At 51.3% G+C, this 21,606-nt stretch carries 21 protein-coding genes; 6 read left to right on the top strand and 15 right to left on the bottom strand.

Annotated elements, in window-relative coordinates; all coding sequences use genetic code 11:
• Positions 1-24: 24 nt before the first annotated feature.
• From ACFOUO_RS11700 to ACFOUO_RS11670, 7 genes are all read right to left on the bottom strand, one after another.
• The gene (locus ACFOUO_RS11700; protein ID WP_380705296.1) at positions 25-522 is read right to left on the bottom strand and encodes an acyltransferase; all 498 of its coding nucleotides are present in this window, start codon (positions 520-522) and stop codon (positions 25-27) included.
• Complete coding sequence (gene ppaX, locus ACFOUO_RS11695; protein ID WP_380705295.1) at positions 522-1,184, bottom strand: pyrophosphatase PpaX; 663 nt, start codon at positions 1,182-1,184, stop codon at positions 522-524. Before ppaX ends, ACFOUO_RS11700 begins: the two co-directional genes overlap by 1 nt.
• Before the next feature lie 156 nt (positions 1,185-1,340).
• Positions 1,341-2,246, bottom strand: a complete 906-nt coding sequence (gene lgt, locus ACFOUO_RS11690) for a prolipoprotein diacylglyceryl transferase (protein WP_380705294.1) — start codon at positions 2,244-2,246, stop codon at positions 1,341-1,343.
• Positions 2,247-2,413: 167 nt separating this feature from the next.
• A complete protein-coding gene (gene hprK, locus ACFOUO_RS11685) occupies positions 2,414-3,349 on the bottom strand; it encodes an HPr(Ser) kinase/phosphatase (protein ID WP_380705293.1) in 936 nt (311 codons plus the stop codon).
• A 63-nt stretch (positions 3,350-3,412) separates the two neighbouring features.
• Positions 3,413-4,525, bottom strand: coding sequence for an ABC transporter ATP-binding protein (locus ACFOUO_RS11680; RefSeq protein ID WP_380705292.1), 1,113 nt, complete (start codon positions 4,523-4,525; stop codon positions 3,413-3,415).
• Positions 4,526-4,632: 107 nt separating this feature from the next.
• Positions 4,633-5,619: a PucR family transcriptional regulator gene (locus ACFOUO_RS11675; RefSeq protein WP_380705291.1), complete on the bottom strand. Its 987-nt coding sequence runs from the start codon at positions 5,617-5,619 to the stop codon at positions 4,633-4,635.
• A 101-nt stretch (positions 5,620-5,720) separates the two neighbouring features.
• Positions 5,721-6,101, bottom strand: coding sequence for a phage holin family protein (locus ACFOUO_RS11670; protein ID WP_380705290.1), 381 nt, complete (start codon positions 6,099-6,101; stop codon positions 5,721-5,723).
• 261 nt (positions 6,102-6,362) lie between these two features.
• Between ACFOUO_RS11670 and gnd the strand changes: the two genes are divergently transcribed.
• Positions 6,363-7,262 carry a phosphogluconate dehydrogenase (NAD(+)-dependent, decarboxylating) gene (gene gnd, locus ACFOUO_RS11665; protein WP_380705566.1) on the top strand — a complete coding sequence of 300 codons (900 nt, stop codon included), beginning with the start codon at positions 6,363-6,365 and terminating at the stop codon, positions 7,260-7,262.
• A 64-nt stretch (positions 7,263-7,326) separates the two neighbouring features.
• On the opposite strand, the gene ACFOUO_RS11660 is transcribed toward gnd, so the two are convergent.
• On the bottom strand, positions 7,327-7,455 hold the full coding sequence (locus ACFOUO_RS11660; protein WP_380705289.1) for a hypothetical protein: 129 nt from the start codon (positions 7,453-7,455) through the stop codon (positions 7,327-7,329).
• A gap of 173 nt (positions 7,456-7,628) precedes the next feature.
• Here ACFOUO_RS11660 and ACFOUO_RS11655 point away from each other — a divergent pair, with 173 nt between their 5' ends.
• Complete coding sequence (locus ACFOUO_RS11655; protein ID WP_380705288.1) at positions 7,629-7,994, top strand: hypothetical protein; 366 nt, start codon at positions 7,629-7,631, stop codon at positions 7,992-7,994.
• A gap of 49 nt (positions 7,995-8,043) precedes the next feature.
• Here the strand turns inward: ACFOUO_RS11655 and ACFOUO_RS11650 are convergent, their stop codons facing one another.
• From ACFOUO_RS11650 to ACFOUO_RS11630, 5 genes are all read right to left on the bottom strand, one after another.
• Positions 8,044-8,997 (bottom strand): CDP-alcohol phosphatidyltransferase family protein, encoded by a 954-nt coding sequence (locus ACFOUO_RS11650; protein ID WP_380705287.1) that lies wholly within the window; start codon positions 8,995-8,997, stop codon positions 8,044-8,046.
• A gap of 245 nt (positions 8,998-9,242) precedes the next feature.
• A complete protein-coding gene (locus ACFOUO_RS11645; protein ID WP_380705286.1) occupies positions 9,243-11,573 on the bottom strand; it encodes a collagenase in 2,331 nt (776 codons plus the stop codon).
• 423 nt (positions 11,574-11,996) lie between these two features.
• Positions 11,997-12,968, bottom strand: coding sequence for a proline racemase family protein (locus ACFOUO_RS11640; protein WP_380705285.1), 972 nt, complete (start codon positions 12,966-12,968; stop codon positions 11,997-11,999).
• 52 nt (positions 12,969-13,020) lie between these two features.
• Positions 13,021-14,046, bottom strand: coding sequence for a proline racemase family protein (locus ACFOUO_RS11635; RefSeq protein ID WP_380705284.1), 1,026 nt, complete (start codon positions 14,044-14,046; stop codon positions 13,021-13,023).
• Positions 14,046-15,230 carry an NAD(P)/FAD-dependent oxidoreductase gene (locus tag ACFOUO_RS11630; protein WP_380705283.1) on the bottom strand — a complete coding sequence of 395 codons (1,185 nt, stop codon included), beginning with the start codon at positions 15,228-15,230 and terminating at the stop codon, positions 14,046-14,048. Before ACFOUO_RS11630 ends, ACFOUO_RS11635 begins: the two co-directional genes overlap by 1 nt.
• A gap of 172 nt (positions 15,231-15,402) precedes the next feature.
• Between ACFOUO_RS11630 and ACFOUO_RS11625 the strand changes: the two genes are divergently transcribed.
• From ACFOUO_RS11625 to ACFOUO_RS11610, 4 genes are all read left to right on the top strand, one after another.
• Positions 15,403-17,139, top strand: coding sequence for a sigma-54 interaction domain-containing protein (locus ACFOUO_RS11625; protein WP_380705282.1), 1,737 nt, complete (start codon positions 15,403-15,405; stop codon positions 17,137-17,139).
• A 73-nt stretch (positions 17,140-17,212) separates the two neighbouring features.
• Positions 17,213-17,479, top strand: a complete 267-nt coding sequence (locus ACFOUO_RS11620) for a (2Fe-2S)-binding protein (protein WP_380705281.1) — start codon at positions 17,213-17,215, stop codon at positions 17,477-17,479.
• The gene (locus ACFOUO_RS11615; RefSeq protein ID WP_380705280.1) at positions 17,476-17,814 is read left to right on the top strand and encodes a (2Fe-2S)-binding protein; all 339 of its coding nucleotides are present in this window, start codon (positions 17,476-17,478) and stop codon (positions 17,812-17,814) included. The genes ACFOUO_RS11620 and ACFOUO_RS11615 overlap by 4 nt, the downstream gene beginning before the upstream one ends.
• The gene (locus tag ACFOUO_RS11610; protein WP_380705279.1) at positions 17,811-19,025 is read left to right on the top strand and encodes an NAD(P)/FAD-dependent oxidoreductase; all 1,215 of its coding nucleotides are present in this window, start codon (positions 17,811-17,813) and stop codon (positions 19,023-19,025) included. Before ACFOUO_RS11615 ends, ACFOUO_RS11610 begins: the two co-directional genes overlap by 4 nt.
• Positions 19,026-19,235: 210 nt before the next feature.
• Here the strand turns inward: ACFOUO_RS11610 and ACFOUO_RS11605 are convergent, their stop codons facing one another.
• Together ACFOUO_RS11605 and ACFOUO_RS11600 are read right to left on the bottom strand one after the other, a co-directional pair.
• Entirely contained in the window at positions 19,236-20,669 is a 1,434-nt protein-coding gene (locus tag ACFOUO_RS11605; RefSeq protein ID WP_380705565.1) for an aldehyde dehydrogenase family protein, read from the bottom strand.
• Complete coding sequence (locus tag ACFOUO_RS11600) at positions 20,659-21,555, bottom strand: dihydrodipicolinate synthase family protein (RefSeq protein WP_380705278.1); 897 nt, start codon at positions 21,553-21,555, stop codon at positions 20,659-20,661. The genes ACFOUO_RS11605 and ACFOUO_RS11600 overlap by 11 nt, the downstream gene beginning before the upstream one ends.
• Positions 21,556-21,606 lie beyond the last annotated feature (51 nt).

Raw genomic sequence — 21,606 nt, 5'->3', positions numbered from 1 at the left:
AGCGTCCGCCTAAGCGGGCGCTCTTCACTGTTCGGTTTTTTGCCCTTCCCTGATAATCCGGACGGGGTTGCCTGCTGCAAAAGAGCCTGCTGGGATATCACGGTTAACCAGAGAACCAGCTCCGACGACGGCGCCGGTTCCGATTCGAACCCCAGGTAAAATGGTCGTATTGGCTCCCACCATCACATCGTCACCGATCTGCACATCTCCTATCCGGTATTCACTGATCAGGTATTCATGGGTAAGGATGGTCGTATTGTATCCAATGATCGTGTTTCTACCGATACAGATCCGCTCTGGATAGAGGAGATCCACCACCACGAAAAAAGCGATCGCCGTCCCTTCCCCCACCTCCATGCCCAGAAGCCGGCGGTACATCCAGTTCTTCAGAGGAAATAGGGGTATGTACCGGGCAAGAACCGCGACGAGGGTGTTTTTAAACACTTTGCTGAAGGGGAGGATCCGGTAAATCTGCCAAAGGGAGTTCCCCCCGGCAACCGAATGTCTCTCGGTCCTTCTCATCACACGTTCCCGCCTATACGGGAAAAACCCAGGATGCCGTATAAATCCTGTATCTCCTCCAGCATATAATCCGGTTTATACGGGCGGAGGGATTCAGACCCATGAGCTGCCCAGGCCACTCCGGCAGAGGCGATACCGGCACCCTTCGCCGCTAGAATATCGTAACGGCTGTCCCCGACCATCAAGGCACGCTCTGGTAACCCGTTCATCTGTTTCAGGGCAAGGTAGAGAGGAGCGGGATCCGGTTTTGCCTTCTCCGTGTCCCCATGGCAGACCACTGCATCGATAAAGGAAGCCAATCCGCAAAGGGCCAACCCCATCTCGACGGTGATCCGCTGTTTGTTGGAGACCACTCCCAGCCTGATGCCTTCTTGATGAAAACGCCGTACCGTTTCCAATACACCCGGGAAAGCGTTCACCAATTGGTCGTGATGGCTGATATTGTGCTCACGATAGGTATCCACCATCACATCCGCTCGTTCTTCTCCTCCGAAACGCTTCATCTGATCACGCAACGGTTCACCCAAACAGGCAAGCACATCCTCCTCCCTATATTGACCGGGGCAAAATCGATCCAAGGTATGTTGGAAAGATGCCAAAATAAGAGGAGTAGTATCCAGAAGTGTGCCATCGAGATCAAACAAAATCGTATCAAATTTCATACTGTCTCTCCTTCCACGAAGCGCCGGCAACGTACACTCCTTTAAGCGGACGACCCCAGGCAGCAACCCATCGATATCGAGGAGGGAAGGGTGTTCCCAGCGTAATAGACGGCTAGGAAGAGGAACATCAGGATGATGTTGGTCAGTCGATTTGACTCATCCCGTAACCTCTTCCTTCGCAAGATAGGGGTCTCTGGCCAGTCCACGCACCCGTCGTACAATGGTCAAGGTCAGGCCTGCCAGTACCAGCCCGAGGCTGACCAACTGAGCGATGCGAATATTCCCGTCAGCCATCATCCCCGGTTCAAAAAGAACTCTCATCGGAGACCACAGCCCGTTTATCAGGTCGGCCAGCCAAGCGGGGCCTTCAAAGGTAAGACTATCCGTCCGTAATCCCTCAATAAAGAAACGGCCAAGAGAATACCACATCAGATAGGTAAAGAATATCTCTCCTCGGCGGGGATTCCATTTACGAAGGCCCAGGAGCAGGAGGAACCCCGCCAGATTCCAAAGGGATTCATAGAGAAAAGTCGGATGATAATAGACACCCTCTATGTTCATCTGCTCGATGATCCAATTGGGAAGGTGCAATCCTTCGAGGAAGGAACGGCTCACTTCACCCCCATGAGCTTCCTGGTTCATAAAGTTTCCCCAACGGCCAATCGCCTGGCCGAGAATGATGCTAGGCGCAATGATATCGGCCATTTGCAGGAAGGAAACATCCCGCTTTTTGAAAAAGACTGCACCGGCCAGCAAGGCACCGATCAATCCGCCATGGATGGCCAAACCGCCTTTCCATACAGCAAAGATGTCGCCGGGGTTCATCAGATAGTAATCCCATTCAAAAGCGACATAGTATAACCGGGCCCCCACAATCGCGGCGGGGATCACCCAGATCATCATGTCCAGAAACAATTCGCTGTTTAATCCGTGCCGTTTACCTTCCAGGATTGCCACCCACAGACCCAGCAGCGCTGCTGAACCCATGATGATTCCGTACCAGTGAATCTGCAGAGGTCCCAGAGAAACAGCCACAGGATCGATCACCTGCGCCATATGCATGTCGTACGGTTTCCTCCTTCATATCTTTTGGTACCCAAAAAGTCTTATTCCATTTTAACCTACTTCTCCCCCAAAAGAAACGCGGCTACCCAAGGGGAAGTTGCCCCGGAAAATCACTTCATTTACCGGATCTACGAAAAAACCCCGCCGGAATGGCAGGGCCCTGTTCAATCCAGATCATCCGGATCAGACAAGCTTTGGTTCAGCCGTTGGGTGAAATTTTCGGCTGCGTGATAACCCATCCGCTTCAAGCGGAAATTCATTGCCGCTACTTCGATGATCACGGCCAAGTTGCGGCCAGGGCGGACCGGGACCGTAAGCATAGGGATCTCGGTATCAATGATTCGGATCCGTTCCTCATCCAGACCGAGTCGATCATACTGCCGGTTTTCCTGCCAGGCCTCCAGACGAACCACCATGGAGACTTTTTTATATTCCCGCACTGCACCTGCCCCGAACAGGGTCATCACATTGATGATCCCCAGTCCCCGAATCTCCAGGAGATACCGGATAAGCTCCGGTGCGTGCCCCGCTAACGCTCCCTCTTCTGATTGGCGAATTTCTACGGCATCGTCCGCTACCAGACGATGGCCCCGTTTTACCAGTTCCAAGGCCGTCTCGCTCTTGCCGATTCCACTCGACCCGGCGATCAGGACCCCAACTCCATAGATATCCACCAGTACCCCGTGCATCGTCGTCGTCGGGGCAAGTCGTTTCTCCAAGTAGTTGGTCACTTTGGAGGTAAAACGGGTGGTTGCGCTGGAAGTGCGAAGAACCGGAATTCCTTTGGCCTCAGCGGCAGAGAGAAGCTCTTTGGGAACTTCCTGCCCCCGGGTGATACAGAAACAGGGAGTATCCTTGTGACACAGTAGTTCCAGCCGGTCTCTCCGCTGTTCCCAAGGCAGACCCGAAATAAAGGTAAGCTCGGTACGCCCCATCATCTGTATCCGTTCAACCGGGTAATAGGTGAAAAAGCCAGCCAACTCCAATCCAGGTCGGTACAGGTCGCTGGTGACCACCTCCCGGTTTAATCCCTGTTCTTCCCCAAGAATCTCCAGGTTGAACTGTTCCATGATCTCTTGGACGGTGACCTTTTTGCCCATTCCCGAACCTCCTTTACACGGAAAAAGGCGGCCGGCGTCAAGCCAACCGCCCTTGTTTGACGTTTAGAATACCGCTTCTTCGGTCTCCTTGTCAAAGATGTGCACTTTGTTCATGTCCAAAGCGAGGGTTACATTCGTACCGGCAGCTAACTGGGAACGGGCGTTAACCCGGGCGGTTACCCACTTATCGGCGACCCCGGACAGGTAGAGGTACATTTCGGAACCCATGTTTTCCGCCACTTCAACCTTAGCGGTTACTTGGCTTTCCGGTGAAGACTCCAGAAAGAGCGGTTCGTCGTGGATATCCTCAGGGCGGATGCCAAATATAGCTTCCTTGCCTACGAAGCCTCGTTCCCGCAGGGATTTCGCCCGTCCTTCCGGTAACCTGACATCAAAGCCGGTCCCCCTGAAATGAACCTCTCCTCCCTCCTCTTCCAAACGCCCATCGACAAAGTTCATCGAGGGAGAACCGATAAAACCGGCGACAAAAACATTGGCCGGATGCTGGTAAATCTCTGTCGGGGTAGCGGCCTGCTGAATCAGTCCGTCCTTCATGACGACGATCCGATCCCCCATGGTCATCGCTTCGGTCTGATCATGGGTCACGTAAATGACCGTTGTTTCAAGCCGCTGATGTAATTTTGATATTTCTGTTCGCATCTGCACCCGAAGTTTGGCATCCAAGTTGGAAAGGGGTTCATCCATGAGAAAAACCTGGGGTTCACGCACAATCGCCCGACCCAAAGCAACGCGCTGACGCTGTCCTCCGGAGAGGGCTTTCGGTTTCCGGTCCAACAGATGCTCAATGTCAAGGATTTTAGCCGCTTCGCGAACCCGTTTGTCGATTTCATCCTTTTTAAACTTCCGCAGCTTCAGCCCGAAAGCCATGTTCTGATAGACATTCATATGGGGATAAAGTGCATAACTCTGAAATACCATGGCGATGTCCCGATCCTTGGGCGGTACGTCATTTACCAATCGATCCCCGATATACAATTCCCCTTCAGAAATTTCCTCCAGGCCAGCGATCATGCGAAGGGTAGTGGATTTCCCGCACCCTGAGGGACCGACCAACACCAGAAATTCCTTATCCTTGATCTCGAGATCAAAATCGGAAACCGCTGTCACATCACTGCTGTAGCGTTTATAAATATGAGCCAATTTCACCTGCGCCATGGTTATGAAACCCCTTTCATCCTTGTTAGTTTCATTGTAACGAAAGGGGGTACGGGAGACTATGTCCAAAGGGACCAAAAAGGGAGTTGTGAATTTGGGCGGGTTAACTAATCGGCGGAATAGGAAGAATCCTCATCCGAGACACACCGACGTCGGGCAAGGAGGAGGGCGAGATGGATCTTAAAGGCATCCTCAAGCCGCCGGGGATCAAGCTCCGTTTCCTGTTTGAGCCGGTCCAGCCGATAGATCAGGGTATTGCGATGGATATAGAGACGGCGAGCGGTTTCACTGAGGTTCAGGTTCTGGGCTAGAAAGACCTCCAACGTACGGGAAAGCTCTCGATCCTCCCAGAATGGAAGCCGTGCCACCTCCGCCAGGAAACGGTCGATCCTATCCATGTCCAAAGCAGCCAACAACCGCTCGACGGAGAGATCAAGAACAGCATGAACCGACTGATCAGGAAAGAAAAGACGACCGATACGGTAAGTTTCCCGAAGGGAAACCAACACCGATGGTAACGCCCCGGCCGCCTTTACCAGCGGGTGGGTAACAGCGGTCACTTCTTCCCCGGCTTCTGAGGCGACTGCTTCCACCAACCCTTCCGCCGCCTCTTTCCACAGAGAATTCCCCTCCTCTCCTTCCTCTCCCTGGAGCAACCTGGGAGGGACCAGTACCAACTGTTCCCGACTGCCAAGAGAGAGAATCCAGGCCTCCTGGTCAAAGTAGCTCTGTACAATTCCCTCCAGATCCGTCTTCACGGACCGATGGATCAACAAGCATGGGAGGCGTCCTTCCCCAAAAAGGGCTTCCGCAGGAGCCGGCAAGGGTGACTCCTCTCCTTCTGCCGTCAGCTTCACCCACTGTTCCAGCAGCCTCAGTGGGGAAGGGGGCCTCTCTTCGCGCTCTTCATGAAGCAGGAGCCGCACCAGGGCTTCTTCCTGAGGGGTAAGAGAGCCGTCCCATGTAATGTTGTCTTCTCCTTCCGGACCTTGAACTCGGATTCCCCTTTCCCCCTCCCGTGCCGGACGCAGGAGTGCCTTGCCGCCAAGGACTTTATTGATTTTCCTTAGTTGTTGCCGTCGATGCTTTCCCACCCCGTACACCTCCCCTTACCCTCCGGCTCCTGTTGAGTGCCTATATCCCTATCCTACCAAAAAAAAGACGGCGCCTACCGCACCGCCCTTTATTAAGAGGGTTAATCCCGGATTCCCTTCCAAATCCCATTCAATAGCCAGGAAATGATACTGACCAGGATGGAACCCAATAGAGCACCCATAAATCCTTCTACCTGAAAGCCGGGGGTTAAGGTACCCGTCAGCCAGAACAAGAAAGCGTTCAAGATAAAGATAAATAACCCCAACGTAAGAAAAGAGAGCGGGAGTGTTAAAAAAACCAGGATGGGACGAATGAAGGTATTGATAACCCCCAACACCAAAGCCACGAGAATCGCGGTGCCGAATCCTGTCACATGAATCTGGGGAATGACCTGGGCAGCAATGACTACGGCCAGTCCGTTGATCAGCAGTCTGATGATCCAACTCAATGAAATCAGCCCTTTCCTGATCTGTTTTCCCATTTCTATATTACCCTTTCTACGCTTTTCCTATCATCCAAATTTCCGACCCACCCCCTCGAACACCTTTTGTGACTGTTCGAAGGGGGCTAGCGGTTGTGGTATAATTTCTCCGCCATCGCCCTGAGGCAAATCGGTGTGATACCCCGGCTCAACGACGTAAACGATATCCTTAAATCGTACTGGTATGCAGGTCTTCTACTCGGAATGTTAGACTTGGAACCAATTATCCATACTATCTGTATAAAGGAGTTGTACAAGCTAATGAAACTGGGCATGATCGGATTGGGAAAAATGGGGTCCAACCTGGTGCTGAATTTGTTGGACCATGAGCATGAGGTGGCAGCTTATGATGTTGCCCCGGCTGCCGTGGAAAAAATGAAAGAGGCCGGGGCAACACCGACATCCAGTATCGAAGAATTGGTGGCTTCCCTAGAACCCCCCCGTACCATTTGGATGATGGTCCCTGCTGGGGAAGTCACCGATCAAGTGATCGACACGCTTCTTCCTCTTCTTCAGGAAGGAGATATCTTGCTTGACGGTGGTAATTCCAACTACCAAGATTCCATCGCCCGCGGCAAAAAGCTGAAGGAAAAAGGCATCCACTTCATGGACGTAGGGACCTCCGGCGGCACCTCTGGAGCCCGGGAAGGAGCCTGCTTCATGATCGGTGGCGATGCTGACACCTTTCATCGACTTGAACCGATCTTCCGGGACATGGCCGTTGAAAACGGCTACCACTACGCTGGGGAGAGCGGCAGCGGCCACTTCCTTAAGATGGTCCATAACGGAATCGAGTACGGCATGATGCAGGCGATCGCAGAAGGCTTCGAAGTACTGGAGAAAAGCGACTTCACCTTCGACTATGAAAAGGTGGCTCGTGTCTGGTCCAACGGCTCCGTCATCCGCAGTTGGTTGATGGAACTGACGGAGTCGGCTTTCGCTAAAGACCCGAAACTCGACGGGATCCACGGTGTCATGCAATCCTCCGGTGAAGGCCTGTGGACGGCCCAGACAGCTCTCGATCTGAAAGCTGTCACGCCGGTTATCACCCTCTCCCTAATGATGCGCTACCGTTCCTTGGAGGATGACACCTTCCACGGTAAAGTAGTCTCCGCCCTTCGCAATGAATTCGGTGGTCACAGCGTTGTAAAAAAGGACTAAAAAATCGCAGAAACGGCTGCAACCCCTTTTCCGTGGGGTTGCAGCCGTTTTCCTTGTCGTACGATTAGCTGAAACAGGGAAGGAGGCCTCGTTTACGCAGGATTTTCAATGTGATTTCCTTCGCTTGAGCCCCGCTACCATCCAGGTTGGCTACAAAGACATAGGGGTGCCCATCGATCACCACAAATCCCACGAACCAACCGACGCCGTCTTCCGGCCGATGACCGCCACCCGTTTTCCCGTACTATGACAGGCCGTTGGCTGTTCGTTCAAAAAAAGGATGGATGATCTGGCCGTTCTCGATATCTGACTGCTTCGGAGGACACAATAAAAGGAGAACGACGATCCAAAGAAGGAGGCAGAAACATGGCTGAACGCAACATCTTTGCTTTTTTTCGCTCGGAGCAGCGGGCCAAACAAGCGGTTCAACGCCTGAAGGAACAGGGATTCGACACGGTTTCCCTCTCTCGCTTCAACCCAGACCTCACTGCTGTCAACAGCAATATGGATATCATGATCGGGGAAACCCTCGGCAAGACGATGGGGCCTGCCGGCTTTTCTCCGGATACGCAAGGAGCGGAAATCCTCCAAGCCGCCGATGAAAAAGAGAGCGGAATGGCGGACGGTAGTGACGAATGGGGAGCGGAAGATCTTTCTGTCACGGTGATCACCGATGAAACCCGGGCTGAAGAAGCGGAACAGCTGCTGAAGGAAATGGGCGGCAACCTGTGAACCTCTTCCTAAAAACAAGCGATTGCCTGATGGCAATCGCTTGTTTGTATTACAGTTGATGCAGCTCTTTCTCCTTATGGATCGAGGGGAGCATCGGCTCCTCCCGCCGCAACTCCTCCAATTCCCGGTTCAAATCCTGTGTGGACAGCCACATCTTATAGATGATGGCCAATTCAAAGATAAACAGAAGGACAGAACTGGCAACCACGGTCTCCTTAATCATTCCCGACAAGGGGCCGAGGATGAAAATGAACATCTGATACTCGATACCGCTGAAGAGGTGGGGACGGATGCGCCGCGTTTCCAGCCAATCCCGAAGCTTAAGATACCAGCCGAAGCGTTTTTTGAAGGCGTTGTTCAAGTCGACTTTCCTCTTGACCGGAGAAGCCCCTTCTTCCACACCTTCATACGTATTCTGAAGATCTTTCCCATCACCTTCTTCAAATCCCTCGATTCCTTCTACATCCACGGTTCGACGGGCATCCCGTTTTGCTTGCCTAATTTTCTTCCGCATTTCCCGCCGCAGTTTGTAAAGCTGTAGGGCGTCCATGTATCGCAACATGTCGAGGAAAACGATCAAAAAGGCGAGGACGAAGTAAATCGCTTCCCCAGTTTGAACGTATTGACCGGCCATCATCGCAAAACTGGTGATAACCACCCTCACCCGATCCAGCATGTAATCCAACCACATCCCAAAGACGGAGCCGTTCCCCTTCAGACGGGCGACCTTGCCATCCATGCAATCCAAGATAAAACTGATGTGATACAGCACCGCCCCCGTCACCAGCGAAGTCGGATCTCCCAGATAGAAGAAATAAGCAGAAAATATCCCGACCAAAAAGGCTAACACGGAAATCTGATTGGGTGTGATACGGGTGTGATTCGCCACCGGCACCACCAGACGGGAGGCTACCGGATCAACAAGAACCACTGTCCACCAGGCATCTCTCTTCTTGTACGTTCTCTCTTTGACTTCCTCCAGTGTATACGGCTTTTGTTCCACCAGCGAAAACCCCCATTCTCTCTTTGGAGGGTTTGAAACCCTCCTATTCTGTTATTCGTAACGTAACAATAATTTAATGTCTATGTAACAAAACCGTAACATTATTTCTGTTTATTCACGGGTGAATACCGTCAACTCCATGTAAAAAACGCCCAGAACTCAATATCCTGGGCGCTTTTCATGATGATGGCGGACATGGTCTCTCTATCCCTGCCCGACCGAAAACGAGCCGTTATGAATCGGGTTTAGTTAGCACGAGGATATGTCCGAGCAGTATCGGTGAGAATGCCATGGAAAGTGATATCGAATTGATAGCGATGGTTGGCGCCCACCCGATAATTGGTGAAATAGCTGGTGAGTGTCTTATACCCGCTCCAGGAGTTGGCTTCCAATTTCTTCAACATCTGATTGGCTTCGCGATTCATTTTCTCCCAATCCGGAAGCTCCCCACGGGAAGTGGAACCCGTATAAGTCCCCTTGACCGTAAACGTTCGAAAGAATTGGGACTGTTGTTCGGTCGTGGTCATCTCTTTTAAGCGGGCAACGGATGCGATTTGCGCATACACTTGGGAGCGTGATTTATAAGGGTGTGACACTAAGTAATCATCAGAAACACGGGGAACTGTCCACTGATCCTGATTGTCCAGGAGATATTGCATATAGCGTTGGTAGCTCCGGTTAAGGTTGGTGTCACCGCTCAATTGCTCGATATATCGATCATAACCGGAAACATCATTGCCCTTCACATAGCCGCCCAATCGTTTGAGCATATTGAAGTCATGATTGTACATATAGGACTGTAAAGCGAAGGCGTAATTGTAAAAATCCCAACTTCCATATCTGGCGTGTAAGGTTTGGGCAACGGTATACCGTTGGGCTGGATCGGAGGATAACCGTTTTACCACCGTTTTTCTCGGGAGAATGTTATCGACGCGGGTAGAGCCGGCTAAAAACTCTGCATTTCCTTCATCCATCCAGGTAATCCGCTCGTTTTCATAAAAGGGTCCTTCCCCGAAAAGCCCCGGTACAAGGTAGCGTCCCTGCAAGTAGTGGGTAAATTCATGGCGGAATAACTCTTCTAGGCTAAAGATACTATCTTTGGGCGTCCGTTCGTATGTGAAGAACGTTCCGATTTTTTCAATGTAGATGCCGCCGTTATTGGTATCGTATTCATAGAGAAAGCGATTCATTTTATACTCATTCGGATTATTGTAAAGGACGACATTCATGATCTCGTCCGCATTTCCGGATTCCAGCTCTTTATCGTTCCCGACGGTACGGTGAAACTGCGCTTTGACTTCTTTCGCGGCCCAGTATAAGCGTTGAATCTTTTCCGGGGTCACTCTTTCCCCTGAACGAATCACGAACTTGCCGTTATCAAATGTGTAAACTTCCGGCAAATAATAGTCCTTGCCATCCTTTTTGGCTTTATCCACATCAACTGTATTTCCGTTATAGTCTTTTCCTTCATAGTTGTTTCGAATCTGAAAGAGGGCTGTGAAGTAAGGCTCGGTTAAATAAGGATAGCGGTGAATCGCATCCGTTACGATCCGAAGCCCCTCCGTTGAATGGCTGTGCAGCTTCCCAAGCAAACCGACAAAGTAGATCCCGTTATTGATCAGCCAAACGTTTTCTTTGGTCGGATTCCCTAACAACGCATATTTTCCTATTTCCCCGATGAACGGGTCGATTTTACCAAACCACATGGTTTCCTCTGGGGTTTTGCCCGTACTCGACATATAGGATTCGATATCATAGTTGATCCCGCTCATTAGACTGTAAACCGCGTCACCCTTTGAGTTCTCCGGCAGATATTCATCCATACGCATTCGGTATTGTGTCAGGATTCCCGTTGCCCTGTTGACCGTGTCAGCGTCGCTGGATGCGTTTCCGATCAGCTTCCCATAGGCGTAAACGACTTGATCCTGCTCCTTTGTCCCCAATGAAAAATACGGGTTTTGCGCGATGGCCCTCAAGGCGGGAAGGCACCGGTCATGAAAACTCCGCTCATTCAAGTATCCTAGTTCGTTATGGTAAAACCCCAGGTAAAATCCTGACCGCAATACCTCCACCAGCGTAGGGATCCCTTTATCGTCCTTGGTCGTATACTGCCCCCCTCTCTGTTGGAGTGCATCAATTAACGCCTGGACACGCTTTTCATTCCCGTAAAAGTCTCGCGAATCCCGATTGAATTGGAACAGATCGGGAATATCCCTCCACGTAATGGTGACAAGAAGATCAACCAACTGGTCATGACTTAATGTTTTCAGGTAGGACATCGGATATTGTTTGCCTTTAGTAGAACGGGCTTTTGGCTTGTAACGAGTTTCAGGAAGCGGCGGTTTATCCGAGAGATCGACAGCTTTCGCCTGTTTCGGGTTTGGATACTCGGCCACTCGGTCTTGCCACGGGGTGGTTTTCCCCGGGGGAGGTGAGAGATTCGCACCAGAGCGACGGGAGAAAGAATCTTTTTGGGCTGGTGCCGCGAAAACGGTCCCCCCCAAAACGGTCAAACATAAAACGATTGCCAGTAAAAAAGACAGCACCTTAATCCTTGTAGCCTTCTGTCGATTCACTTGGATCACCTCATCCTGTTTTGACGGCCCCGCCCCAAGTGGGATATCGGTAAAGCTGTCTTTATCGGTTGCGCGGATTCGGCTCCCATGGACGGTAACCCCCTTTATCCCATTTCATTTTGAAAATTCTGAATCAAACAGGTAAACAACTCGGAACGGCAATATTTCCAGCATCATATAATTTCCAACAAATGACTTTTATTCCACCTCCCTGGAGAATACGTCTCTTCTCCTATAAAAGCAAAAGGGATGCCAGTGCATACCGGCGAAAATGATCCCCTTACACCGGTTCTGGCATCCCTTTTGTTGTGTTGTCCGTCTTGTCCATCTGACTAACAAGATAGACAAATAGAAGAATAAGTGTAAAAGACAACCCAAATAATGTTCTAATATTTAGACATTTCGTCTCTATACCTACTTTTTTTAACCCAACAGAAACCCCTCCGATAACGGGTCATCCGGGTCCAAGACAAATTGGTGCATCCCCGTGATAAATGCCCGCCCTTTGATACAGGGGACCACCCCTTGATAGGATGCGATGGGTTGGGTTCGGGACACCATCCCTTGCAACTGGGTGCCGATCATGCTCTCATGAATCAACTTTTCTCCCTGCTTGATTCGCTCCCTTTGAAACAAGGTCGCCAAAAGAGCGCATGTCCCCCCTTCCCCAGGTGAACGGAGAACCTGTCCGTTGGATTGGATCGTAACACTGTACAGATGGGCATCTTTCTCATGCGGCTCATCGGAAATCACGACTCCGCATATCCGGCTTGTTTCTTTTTGCAAAGGATGGCGAATGGTCATCTCGTCTTCAATCTGCGCTCGGATTCGCCGGCCCCACTCCTGAAGTGATGGTAACTGATTGATTTCAACCTTCACCCCAAGGTCCCGTGCCTTCACCAACGCATAAAAGGCCCCTCCATAGGCGATGTCCACGGTAACGGTGCGATGGTCCAAAGTTATGGGGACATCTGATGCCCATACAAAAGCGACATCATTTTCAAAGGATACGGATTCCACTTCCACTCCCCGGCAACGAGCATGAGCAACGATTTTCCCCATAGGACTATCGATCACGATCCGAGGGATTTCGCCTGTGACCGGAAAAAGCCCGGTCTCAAGCACGGTGGTAACCATAGCGATGATACCATGAACATCCGTGTCCTGCACCTCTTCATGATCGATGAAACAAACGCTGAAATCGGAATCCGCGCTTGTTGCCTGTTTGATAACACACCCCCGCATACCATGATGCCCCCGTGGTTCCATCAGGAGTAATTTCCGTGCGATATCGATGGTATCCCTATTAAACTCCTGGAATCCCCCTGTAATCAACCGGAGAGGCTCCCCCGCTGCATGGGCATCGATGGTGGTAAGAAGACGTTGGAATTGCATCGGTTTCACCCACTTCTCGTTTTAATCGATCCATTTGGTACGGGCCGTCCCCTCATTCATGATCGTCAGCGGGAGGGATGAGAAGATAGCCGCTTCCCAGTTCGTCCTCCGGATGGTGGAAAAACCGGTGAAACCCCATCACCCATGCCGAGCCGCTTATTTCCGAGACGATTGCAGGCAATCCTCCCACCGCCTTTTCTTTGAGGACTTTCCCTTTAAACAACGTCCCCACGATACTTTCATGAACAAAGGGCTCACCGAGGCCAATCTGCTTTTTTGCATACAGGACGGCCAATTTTGCCGAGGTTCCCGTACCACATGGGGAACGGTCGATCCCCCCAGGAGGTATAACGACGGTGTTTTTCACATCCGCATGGGGATGAGTCGGGTCCGTAAAAAATTCCACGTGGGTTAACCCTTTGATAAAAGGGGCCTCCGGATGAACCACATCCGTTATTTGGTTGATCGCTTTTCGGATGCGTACAGCTGTATCGATGATCTTGGAGGAATTAGAAGGAACCAGATCAAGATTCAACGCTGTCGCGTCCACAATGGCATAAAAATTGCCGCCGTAAGCGATATCGCATGAAAGAATCTCCGCCTTCTCCAACTCCACCTGCACGCTTTGGCTGTAAAATGCCGGTACGTTGCAAAAAGAGACTTCTTTGGCTTTTCCGTTTTCCACTTGAATGGTTGCCGTCACCAAACCGGCAGGGGTGTCCAACGTTAAAGTGGTAATCGGTTCCGTAACCTCGACCATGCCCATTTCGATCAACGCGGTGCAAAACCCAATCGTATCGTGCCCACACATGGGTAAGTACCCGCCGGTTTCAATGAAGATCACACCCACATCAGCATCCGGGTGACACGGTTCAACCAGGAGGGCGCCTGACATCACATCGTGCCCCCTCGGTTCAAACATGAGCAACTTTCGGATCCAATCGTACTCCTCTTTCATATGAAGCATTTTTTCGGACATGGTCCTTCCCTGCAATGAGGGCAGACCGCTGATCACCGTTCTTGTCGGGTTTCCTCCCGTATGGGTGTCAACGGTGGAAAACATTCGACTCGCTCTCATCAAACATGCGTCCTTTCTTTAAACCGATCGTATCGGAGCGGTTCGATCGGGATGGCTGTTTGTGATTCTTCTCTGAGCAGTTGGTCCATCACTTTTCCCGTAATCGCTGCCAAACTGATCCCGTCCCCTTCATGCCCGGCAGCAATATAAAAGCCCGGCACTTCATCCACATGGGAAACGATAGGGAGGTGATCTTTCGTCCACGGCCGAAGGCCTGCATAGGTACGGATCACCATCATATCCGCCATCTTGGGATAAAATCGGACTGCTCTTTTGGCCATGCAGCGGATCACATGAGTATCCACACGTGTGTCGAATCCGACAAACTGGCGGCTACTGCCGATTAAAAAATTTTGGCTTTCCGTGGGCTCAAATACGAGGGCTACTCCCCATCGTTCCGTCTCGGAATCCACTTTGCGTTGTCCGCCAAACTTTGAAATCAGGTAACCAAACTCCATCACCTTCCTCAACCCGACTGGAACCTGCCTGGAAGCCACAAGGATATGGCCCTTTCGTGGTTGGATCGAAACCTCCACCCCCACCATCTTTCCGATCATCGGAGCCCAGACACCAGCCGCATTGACCACTTTTTTCGCTGTAAAGTCCCCTTGAGAGGTGAAAATGCGAAATAGGCCCGTCTTTTCCCTTTTAATCCCTTTCACTTCCGTATGGACATGGATTTTCGCCCCGTACTTGCCTGCTTCGTGAAACAGGGCGTAGGTAAACTGATAGGGATTGACGGTCGAATCCGTTTCACATTCCAATCCGCCGTACAAGTTTTCTGCAAAATAGGAGGATTCTTGCCGGAGATCCCCCCGATCAAGCATACGAAAAGGTAAGCCCGCTTCCTTTTGGCGAGCAACCCATTGTTGGGCGGCGATCATTTCCTCCTCTGTCTCACAAACCAAAATGCTCCCGGGCGCCCGATATTCAAAGGGCATTTCCAGCTCTTTGTTTAATTCCTCCACTAGTTGTTGGCTTTTCAACGACATTTGACTGTCAAATCCGGGGTCTTTATCGATGGCGAGGATATTCCCGTCACATCTCGAAGAAGTTCCACATGCTAATTCCCCTTTTTCGACAACGGTCACCTCGAATCCCGACTTTGAAGCGTAATAGGCAATCGCACCGCCGATGATCCCCCCGCCAATCACCAGCACCTCGGAATGATGAACAACTCCCATGTTTGATCTCCCTTCAAAGAAGGTGATGGTGAAACCTGTTCCATCGCAAGATCTATGCCATGATCAACTAGAGAGGAAATCCATTTCAATATTCCCTATTTTCCAAATTAATGGTGTATAATTCTTTATGATGTGTCTATTTTCATAAACATGATTGTCAGGAGGGAGCTTCATGCATCACAAACTTCCCGCCGTCCATGACATGATCCAATCCGGATTTACCGTTATAGACAAGACCTCGATCAACGACTCCTCTTTATGGAATCGGCACTGCTTTACGGATACGGTCATTTTCCTACAGGGAGAGGAGGGATTGTTCTATCTTCATCCCTCGTGGATTTCTACGAAAGCGGACCTCTCCTTTCCGTCTCTACCTTGGTTAGAGAGCACCCGGGTCCATCGCGATCAACCGATGACCGAGATCATCCCCCTACTCTTGCAGTATGAGTTTGTCTTAGTCCACGATGACACGGAAAAAGAAATTGGCTATTTGCATGGGATGGACTTCTTCCGCCAACTCTATCAGTCTTATCGCTATTTGGAAGCTTACTTTGAAACGGTCATACAAACGATGGACGCCTCCGTGACGGTAATCGACGAACATGAACGGGTTGTCGTATGGACCAAAGGGGCTGAAGAGATCTTTTCTGTCAAGCATGAAGAAATATTCGGCAGCCCCATCACCAATTTTTTTGATCCCGGCATGTTGGAAATCTTAGAAACTCTGAAAGACGGAAAATCCCTGTATCGACATCAGCACCGTCCCCGTTCCGATTTATTCGTATTGATCAATACAAAACCCATCCGTTTAAATGGCGAGATTATCGGCGCTGTAGCTTCCGAAACGGATATAACCAGCCAGGTGCGACTCAACCAGGAACTGTTTAACGCCTCCTCCAAGATGCATCACCTGGAACGGGAGGTCGCAAAACTAAAGCCTTCCCCGGATCCGTTTGATGCCATTAAGGGAACCAGCCCCGCTATCCAAAAGGCAAAAGAGCGAGTTGAAAAAATCGGTTCCACCGGCGCGACCGTTTTAATCACGGGGGAAAGCGGGGTGGGAAAAGAATTGTTTGCCAAGGCTGTTCACGACGTAAGAGAGTCGCCGACATCCCCGTTCATCCCCATCAACTGCGGGGCCATTCCCCCTTCTTTATTTGAAAGTGAGTTGTTCGGTTATGAAAAAGGAGCCTTTTCCGGCGCTGACCAAAAAGGCAAAAAAGGTAAAATCGAACTGGCCCAAGGTGGAACCCTGTTTTTGGACGAGATCGGGGAGATGCCTTACGATATGCAGGTCAAATTGTTAAGAGTGCTTCAGGAAAAGAAATATTTCCGTGTGGGAGGCACCCGGCAAATTGACGCAGATTTCCGTGTCGTGGCAGCCACCAATAAACACCTAGAGTCTCTTGTGAAAGAAGGGAAGTTCAGAGAGGACTTATACTACCGACTCAATGTAATCACATTGAGAATCCCGCCCCTGAGGGAAAGGCGAGAAGATATCATCATGCTGATCCATTATTTCCTAAATGAATTTTCCCTTCGCCATAACCGGCCGCTCTACGGGATTTCCCCCCATATCATGCAAGAGCTTATCCAATATGAATGGCCGGGAAATATCCGGGAGCTACGGAATGTGATCGAGAGGCTGGTTATCTTTGCTACAGACGGCAATATCAAAAGAGAAGATCTCCCTTTCACTTCCCTCCCCCATGAAAGCGAAGAACCTTCCGTGTTTCTCTCCGAAAGCTCCATGACTCTTCGGGAAGAACTGGAGAGACACGAGAGAAAAGTGATTTTGAACACATTGAAACAGGAAAAGGGCAATAAACAATCCTCCGCCAAAAAATTGGGCATCTCACGGGCAACCCTGTATAACCGTATTCGCAAACTAGGGCTGCCTACCTCTTGAACCCTGATCCCTCCCCTTGGCTTGCTTCTTGCATCATGCTTGTAGAAAGAGCTTAGGAAGGGAGAGGTCATGGATGAATTACGATTCCATCATCGTTTGTCGATGTGAAGAAGTCACCTTAGGAAAAATCATGGAAACCCTTCATTCTCACCCATGTTCCTCGCGAGAATTGAAGCTACGTACTCGAGCGGGCATGGGTTTTTGCGGCGGGCGTACTTGCAGAACGCTGGTGGATGCTCTGGCACCGGAAAGCACCGGACAAAACACCCACCAACCTCCCCTAAAACACCAACCGCCTGTGCGTCCCGTCACGTTTGGTGATTGGGGGAATCCCGAGTGAAAGCCAGACGGATTTACCATCACCCCATACTGGGTTTTATCGGGGATAGAAAACCAGTCACCTTCACCTTTGATAACCAGCTGATCGAAGCCTACGAAGGGGAGACAATCGCCGCCTCCCTCCTGGCCCACGGGATTCGAACGCTCCGATTTCACGAGGAAAGCGGAGAACCGAAAGGGATTTACTGTAATATGGGCCACTGCTTCGAATGCCGTGTTCGCGTAAACGGTCAGGAAGGAATTCGTTCCTGCCTCACCCTTGTGGAAGAAGGGTTGGTGGTCCACTCCGGTCAGGCGTTACCCCTTCCTTTGCGGAAAGGGGAGCGAGAGGGATGACCGATGTATTGATTATCGGCGCCGGTCCAGCCGGTTTGACCGCCGCGATCGCCTGTGCGGAACATCGACTCAACGTGCGGGTTCTGGATGAATTCATCAAACCCGGTGGCCGCCTGCTTGGCCAGCTTCATGAAGAACCCGACGGCACCTGGTGGAACGGGATGAAAGAAGCCCAGCAATTATATGAAAAAGCAACCTCTCTGGGAGTTCGGTTCGATTGCAGTATCCCGGTAGCCCACTTGGAACGGATCAACGAAGGATGGAGGGTTCATACCCAAAAATACAGCATCGATGTCCCAAGGGTCCTTTTGGCAACAGGGGCAGCGGAATCTCCCGTCCCCATACCAGGATGGACGTTGCCGGGAGTGATGTCCATCGGGGCTGCCCAGGTGATGACCAATGTCCACCGGGTTCCAGTCGGAGAACGGGGATTGATTGTCGGCATCAATGTGCTATCCGTTGCCATCGCCAGGGAGTTGACATTGGCAGGCATCGGCCTCACCGGCATGTTTCTCCCGGGTATCAACCCCGCCGTCAAAGATGCCGGTAATCCGCGATTCATCATGCAATCGCTCCTCCGCGTTTCCCACTTATCTCCTTCCCGCTGGATCCGCTGGGGAAGGTACCTGATGAACAATGAACCCATGCAATCCCTGGGACTCCGTTTGTATCCAAAATCGGGCGTGAAGATGTGGGGAATCCCTATCCATCTTCGCAAAGCCGTTTTGGAAATCGTGGGAGACCAGCAGGTTCAAGGAGTCAACATTGCCGATGTATCGCCGGATGGTACCCCCATACCCGGTACGGAAAAAACCCTTCCTGTAGATTTTGTTTGTATCGCCGGAAGTCTTTATCCCCTGGTGGAGCTGGCTGCTGTAGCCGGTTGCCCCTTCCATTATGCTTCGGAGCTTGGAGGCCATGTTCCGGTTCACAACCGCAAGATGGAAACCCCGCTAAAGGGGTTGTATGTAGCGGGAAGTATCACTGGCGTTGAAGGGGCCAAAGTTGCAATGGCACAGGGAACGGTGGCGGGATTATCCATTGTTGATCAGGTCAACCCCCATGAAACGCTCGTCAAGGAGCAGCTGGAACGGTCTCTGCAACGAGTCGAAGAGGAGCGGGACCGGGCCCTGATTCAATTCCGCCCCCATATTAAAAAAGCACGACGTGGGTTGGAACATACCTGGAACAACACCCCTCTCCACATGTAAGGAGAGGGTATTTTTTATGATCGATTGCTGTCGGACTGAACCTCACCGCTCGATGTATAAGGATGGAGACAAGAAAGCGCTAATAATGTATAAGATTATAGAATATGTCTCGAATATTAGACATGAATCCCATGTACTGATTGACCAACGTGCCTGTGGAGAGAATGAAAAACCGGCTTATCTTGAGATAAGCCGGTGGAGTCTCTCTTTTCATGTATATTGGATGGCACAGGTTTTGATTTGGGTGTAAAAGTCCAAGGCCGCCTGCCCTTGTTCCCGTGTATGGGAACTAGAAGCCTTCAATCCTCCGAAGGGAGCTTGATATTCCACTCCGGCTGTCTCCTGATTGACCCGTACCATTCCTGCCTCCGCTTGCTCTAAAAATCGGTGTGCTTGGGACAAATCCCTTGTAAATAAGGAGGCGCTTAATCCGTAGACCGTTTGATTGCATAGTTCCACAGCCTCATCAAAATCCGCCGCTTCGAAGAGAACAGCCAACGGCCCGAATATTTCCTCCTGGGCCAACGGATGCTGGATATCGAAGCCTGAAACGGCAAGCGGATGAATGTAGAATCCCTCCTGATCGAGCCGGCTGTGGTTATCCCCCACGATCTGTCCCTGACGCCCGGCTATCTCGATGTAATGGGATACTTTTTCATACTGTTCTCGGGATGCGACCGGTCCCAGATACCCTGCAGGCTCCAGAGCTGGTGCCACGGTGATTCGTGAAATCTCTTCGCTGAGGGCTTTTTTCAAGGCAGCGGCTATTTCTTTTTCTACGAAAATTCGGCTCGTAGCGGTACATTTTTGCCCCGCAGAGCGGAACGCCCCACTTAAGAGAGCCGGAACGGTTTTTTCCAAATCGGCATCCTTGAGAACGACAGCAGCGTTTTTTCCGCCCATCTCTGTTTGATACTTGATGTTCCTTTTGGCACAAATGACCGCGATCTGACTGCCGGTCTCCGAAGATCCTGTAAAGCTGACCGCATCCAGTTTTACCTCTTCCAGCAGAGGGGCACCGATTTCCTTTCCTTTCCCGATCAGCAGATTGATCACACCCGGTGGAAGCTCAGTAGTTGCAAAAATTTCCGCTAACCGGGTGGCCGTGAGAGAAGCCGTTTCGGCAGGTTTCCAGATCACCGTATTTCCACAGATCAAAGCGGGAGCGATTTTCCAGATCGGGATCGCCACCGGAAAATTCCAAGGGGTAATTACAGCAACAACCCCCAAGGGAATCCGCTTGGTGTATTGATGAACATGGGAGATGGAAGCCGGAATGACCTCCCCAGTCGGACGAACTCCTTCTGCCGCATAATAGCGCAGAAGATGGATTCCCCTCGTCACTTCTCCCCGCATTTCCCCGATGGGCTTCCCCATTTCCGTGCTCGCCAGAACCGCCAGTTCCTCCCGCTTCTCCTCCAAGGCATTCGCCATTTGATACAGGATTTCTCCCCGTGCGGCACCGGTCATCCCAGACCATGGAACCGATGCTTGCCTCGCTGCTTTCTCCGCTTCGAATGCATGCGAAGAATCGGATAAATGAACCACGCCCACCTCTTCGGTCAGGTTGGAAGGGTTCATTACGGTTTGTTCCCGACCCTGGGGAGTGATCCACTCGCCGCCAATCCAGTTTTTACTTTCCAGCATGAGATTCCTCCCTTTTGCCAACCGCCCGTTCAAAGGCCGATTGGATTTCCTGGTACTTTTCTTCCGGCAAAGGCAACCGGGGAGGACGCGTCTCCCCGACCGGTTGTCCGGCCAATTTCATCATCCATTTGATCGCTTGGACGAGTTGTGGGCTAGCATCATAATGGAATAGCGGAAGCAGACGCCGGTAGAGCGGCAAAGCCTCGGCTATGTTTCCCTCTCGGGCCAGACGAAATAACTCCACACAGGGCCGGGGAAGCGCATTCGGAACTCCTGCGATCCAACCGGTCGCCCCTGCCACAGGCCCTTCCAAGGCGAGGTTATCGACTCCGATCATCACTTCTAAATCGGTCTGATCCAAGATGTCATGGACCCGGCGGATATCGCCGGAAAATTCTTTTACCGCCACCACATTCTCCAGTCGGGACAACTGGATCAATACATCCGGCGTTAGGTCCGTTGGATAGTCGTGGGGATTGTTGTAAGCGACGATCGGTAACCCAACGCTGGAGAGCGCTTCGTAATGGGCAATGATTTCCTTTTCCAGGGGGGCATAGTTGACCGGCGGAAGAGCCATGATCCCGGCAGCCCCCACCTCCTTGGCATGATGGGCCCAATCCGTCGCTTGCCGGGTGGAGGGGGCGCCTGAGCCAACTAGGACCGGGACTCTTCCTTTCGCCGCCGCCACGACGGTTTCCACCACTTTTCTCCGCTCTTCCCAGGTCAGCGTTGCATATTCCCCAAGGGAACCCGCAGGCACCAGACCTTGGACGCCCTCATCGATCAACCACTTGGAAATTTCATCAAGCCGTTGACTATCAACTTGCCCACTCTCCTTAAAGGGCGTTACAACAGCCACATATACTCCCTCAAATCTCGCCATCTCCCCATCTCCTTCCCTATATTCTACGGATTACCGAGCTTACCGGCATCC

Origin of the sequence: Salinithrix halophila (genome assembly GCF_042650125.1) — a bacterium.
GTDB classification, from domain to species: domain Bacteria; phylum Bacillota; class Bacilli; order Thermoactinomycetales; family DSM-45169; genus Salinithrix; species Salinithrix halophila.
The sequence above is the reverse complement of the archived record's forward strand: the minus strand, read 5'-3'. Positions and strand labels throughout refer to the sequence as shown.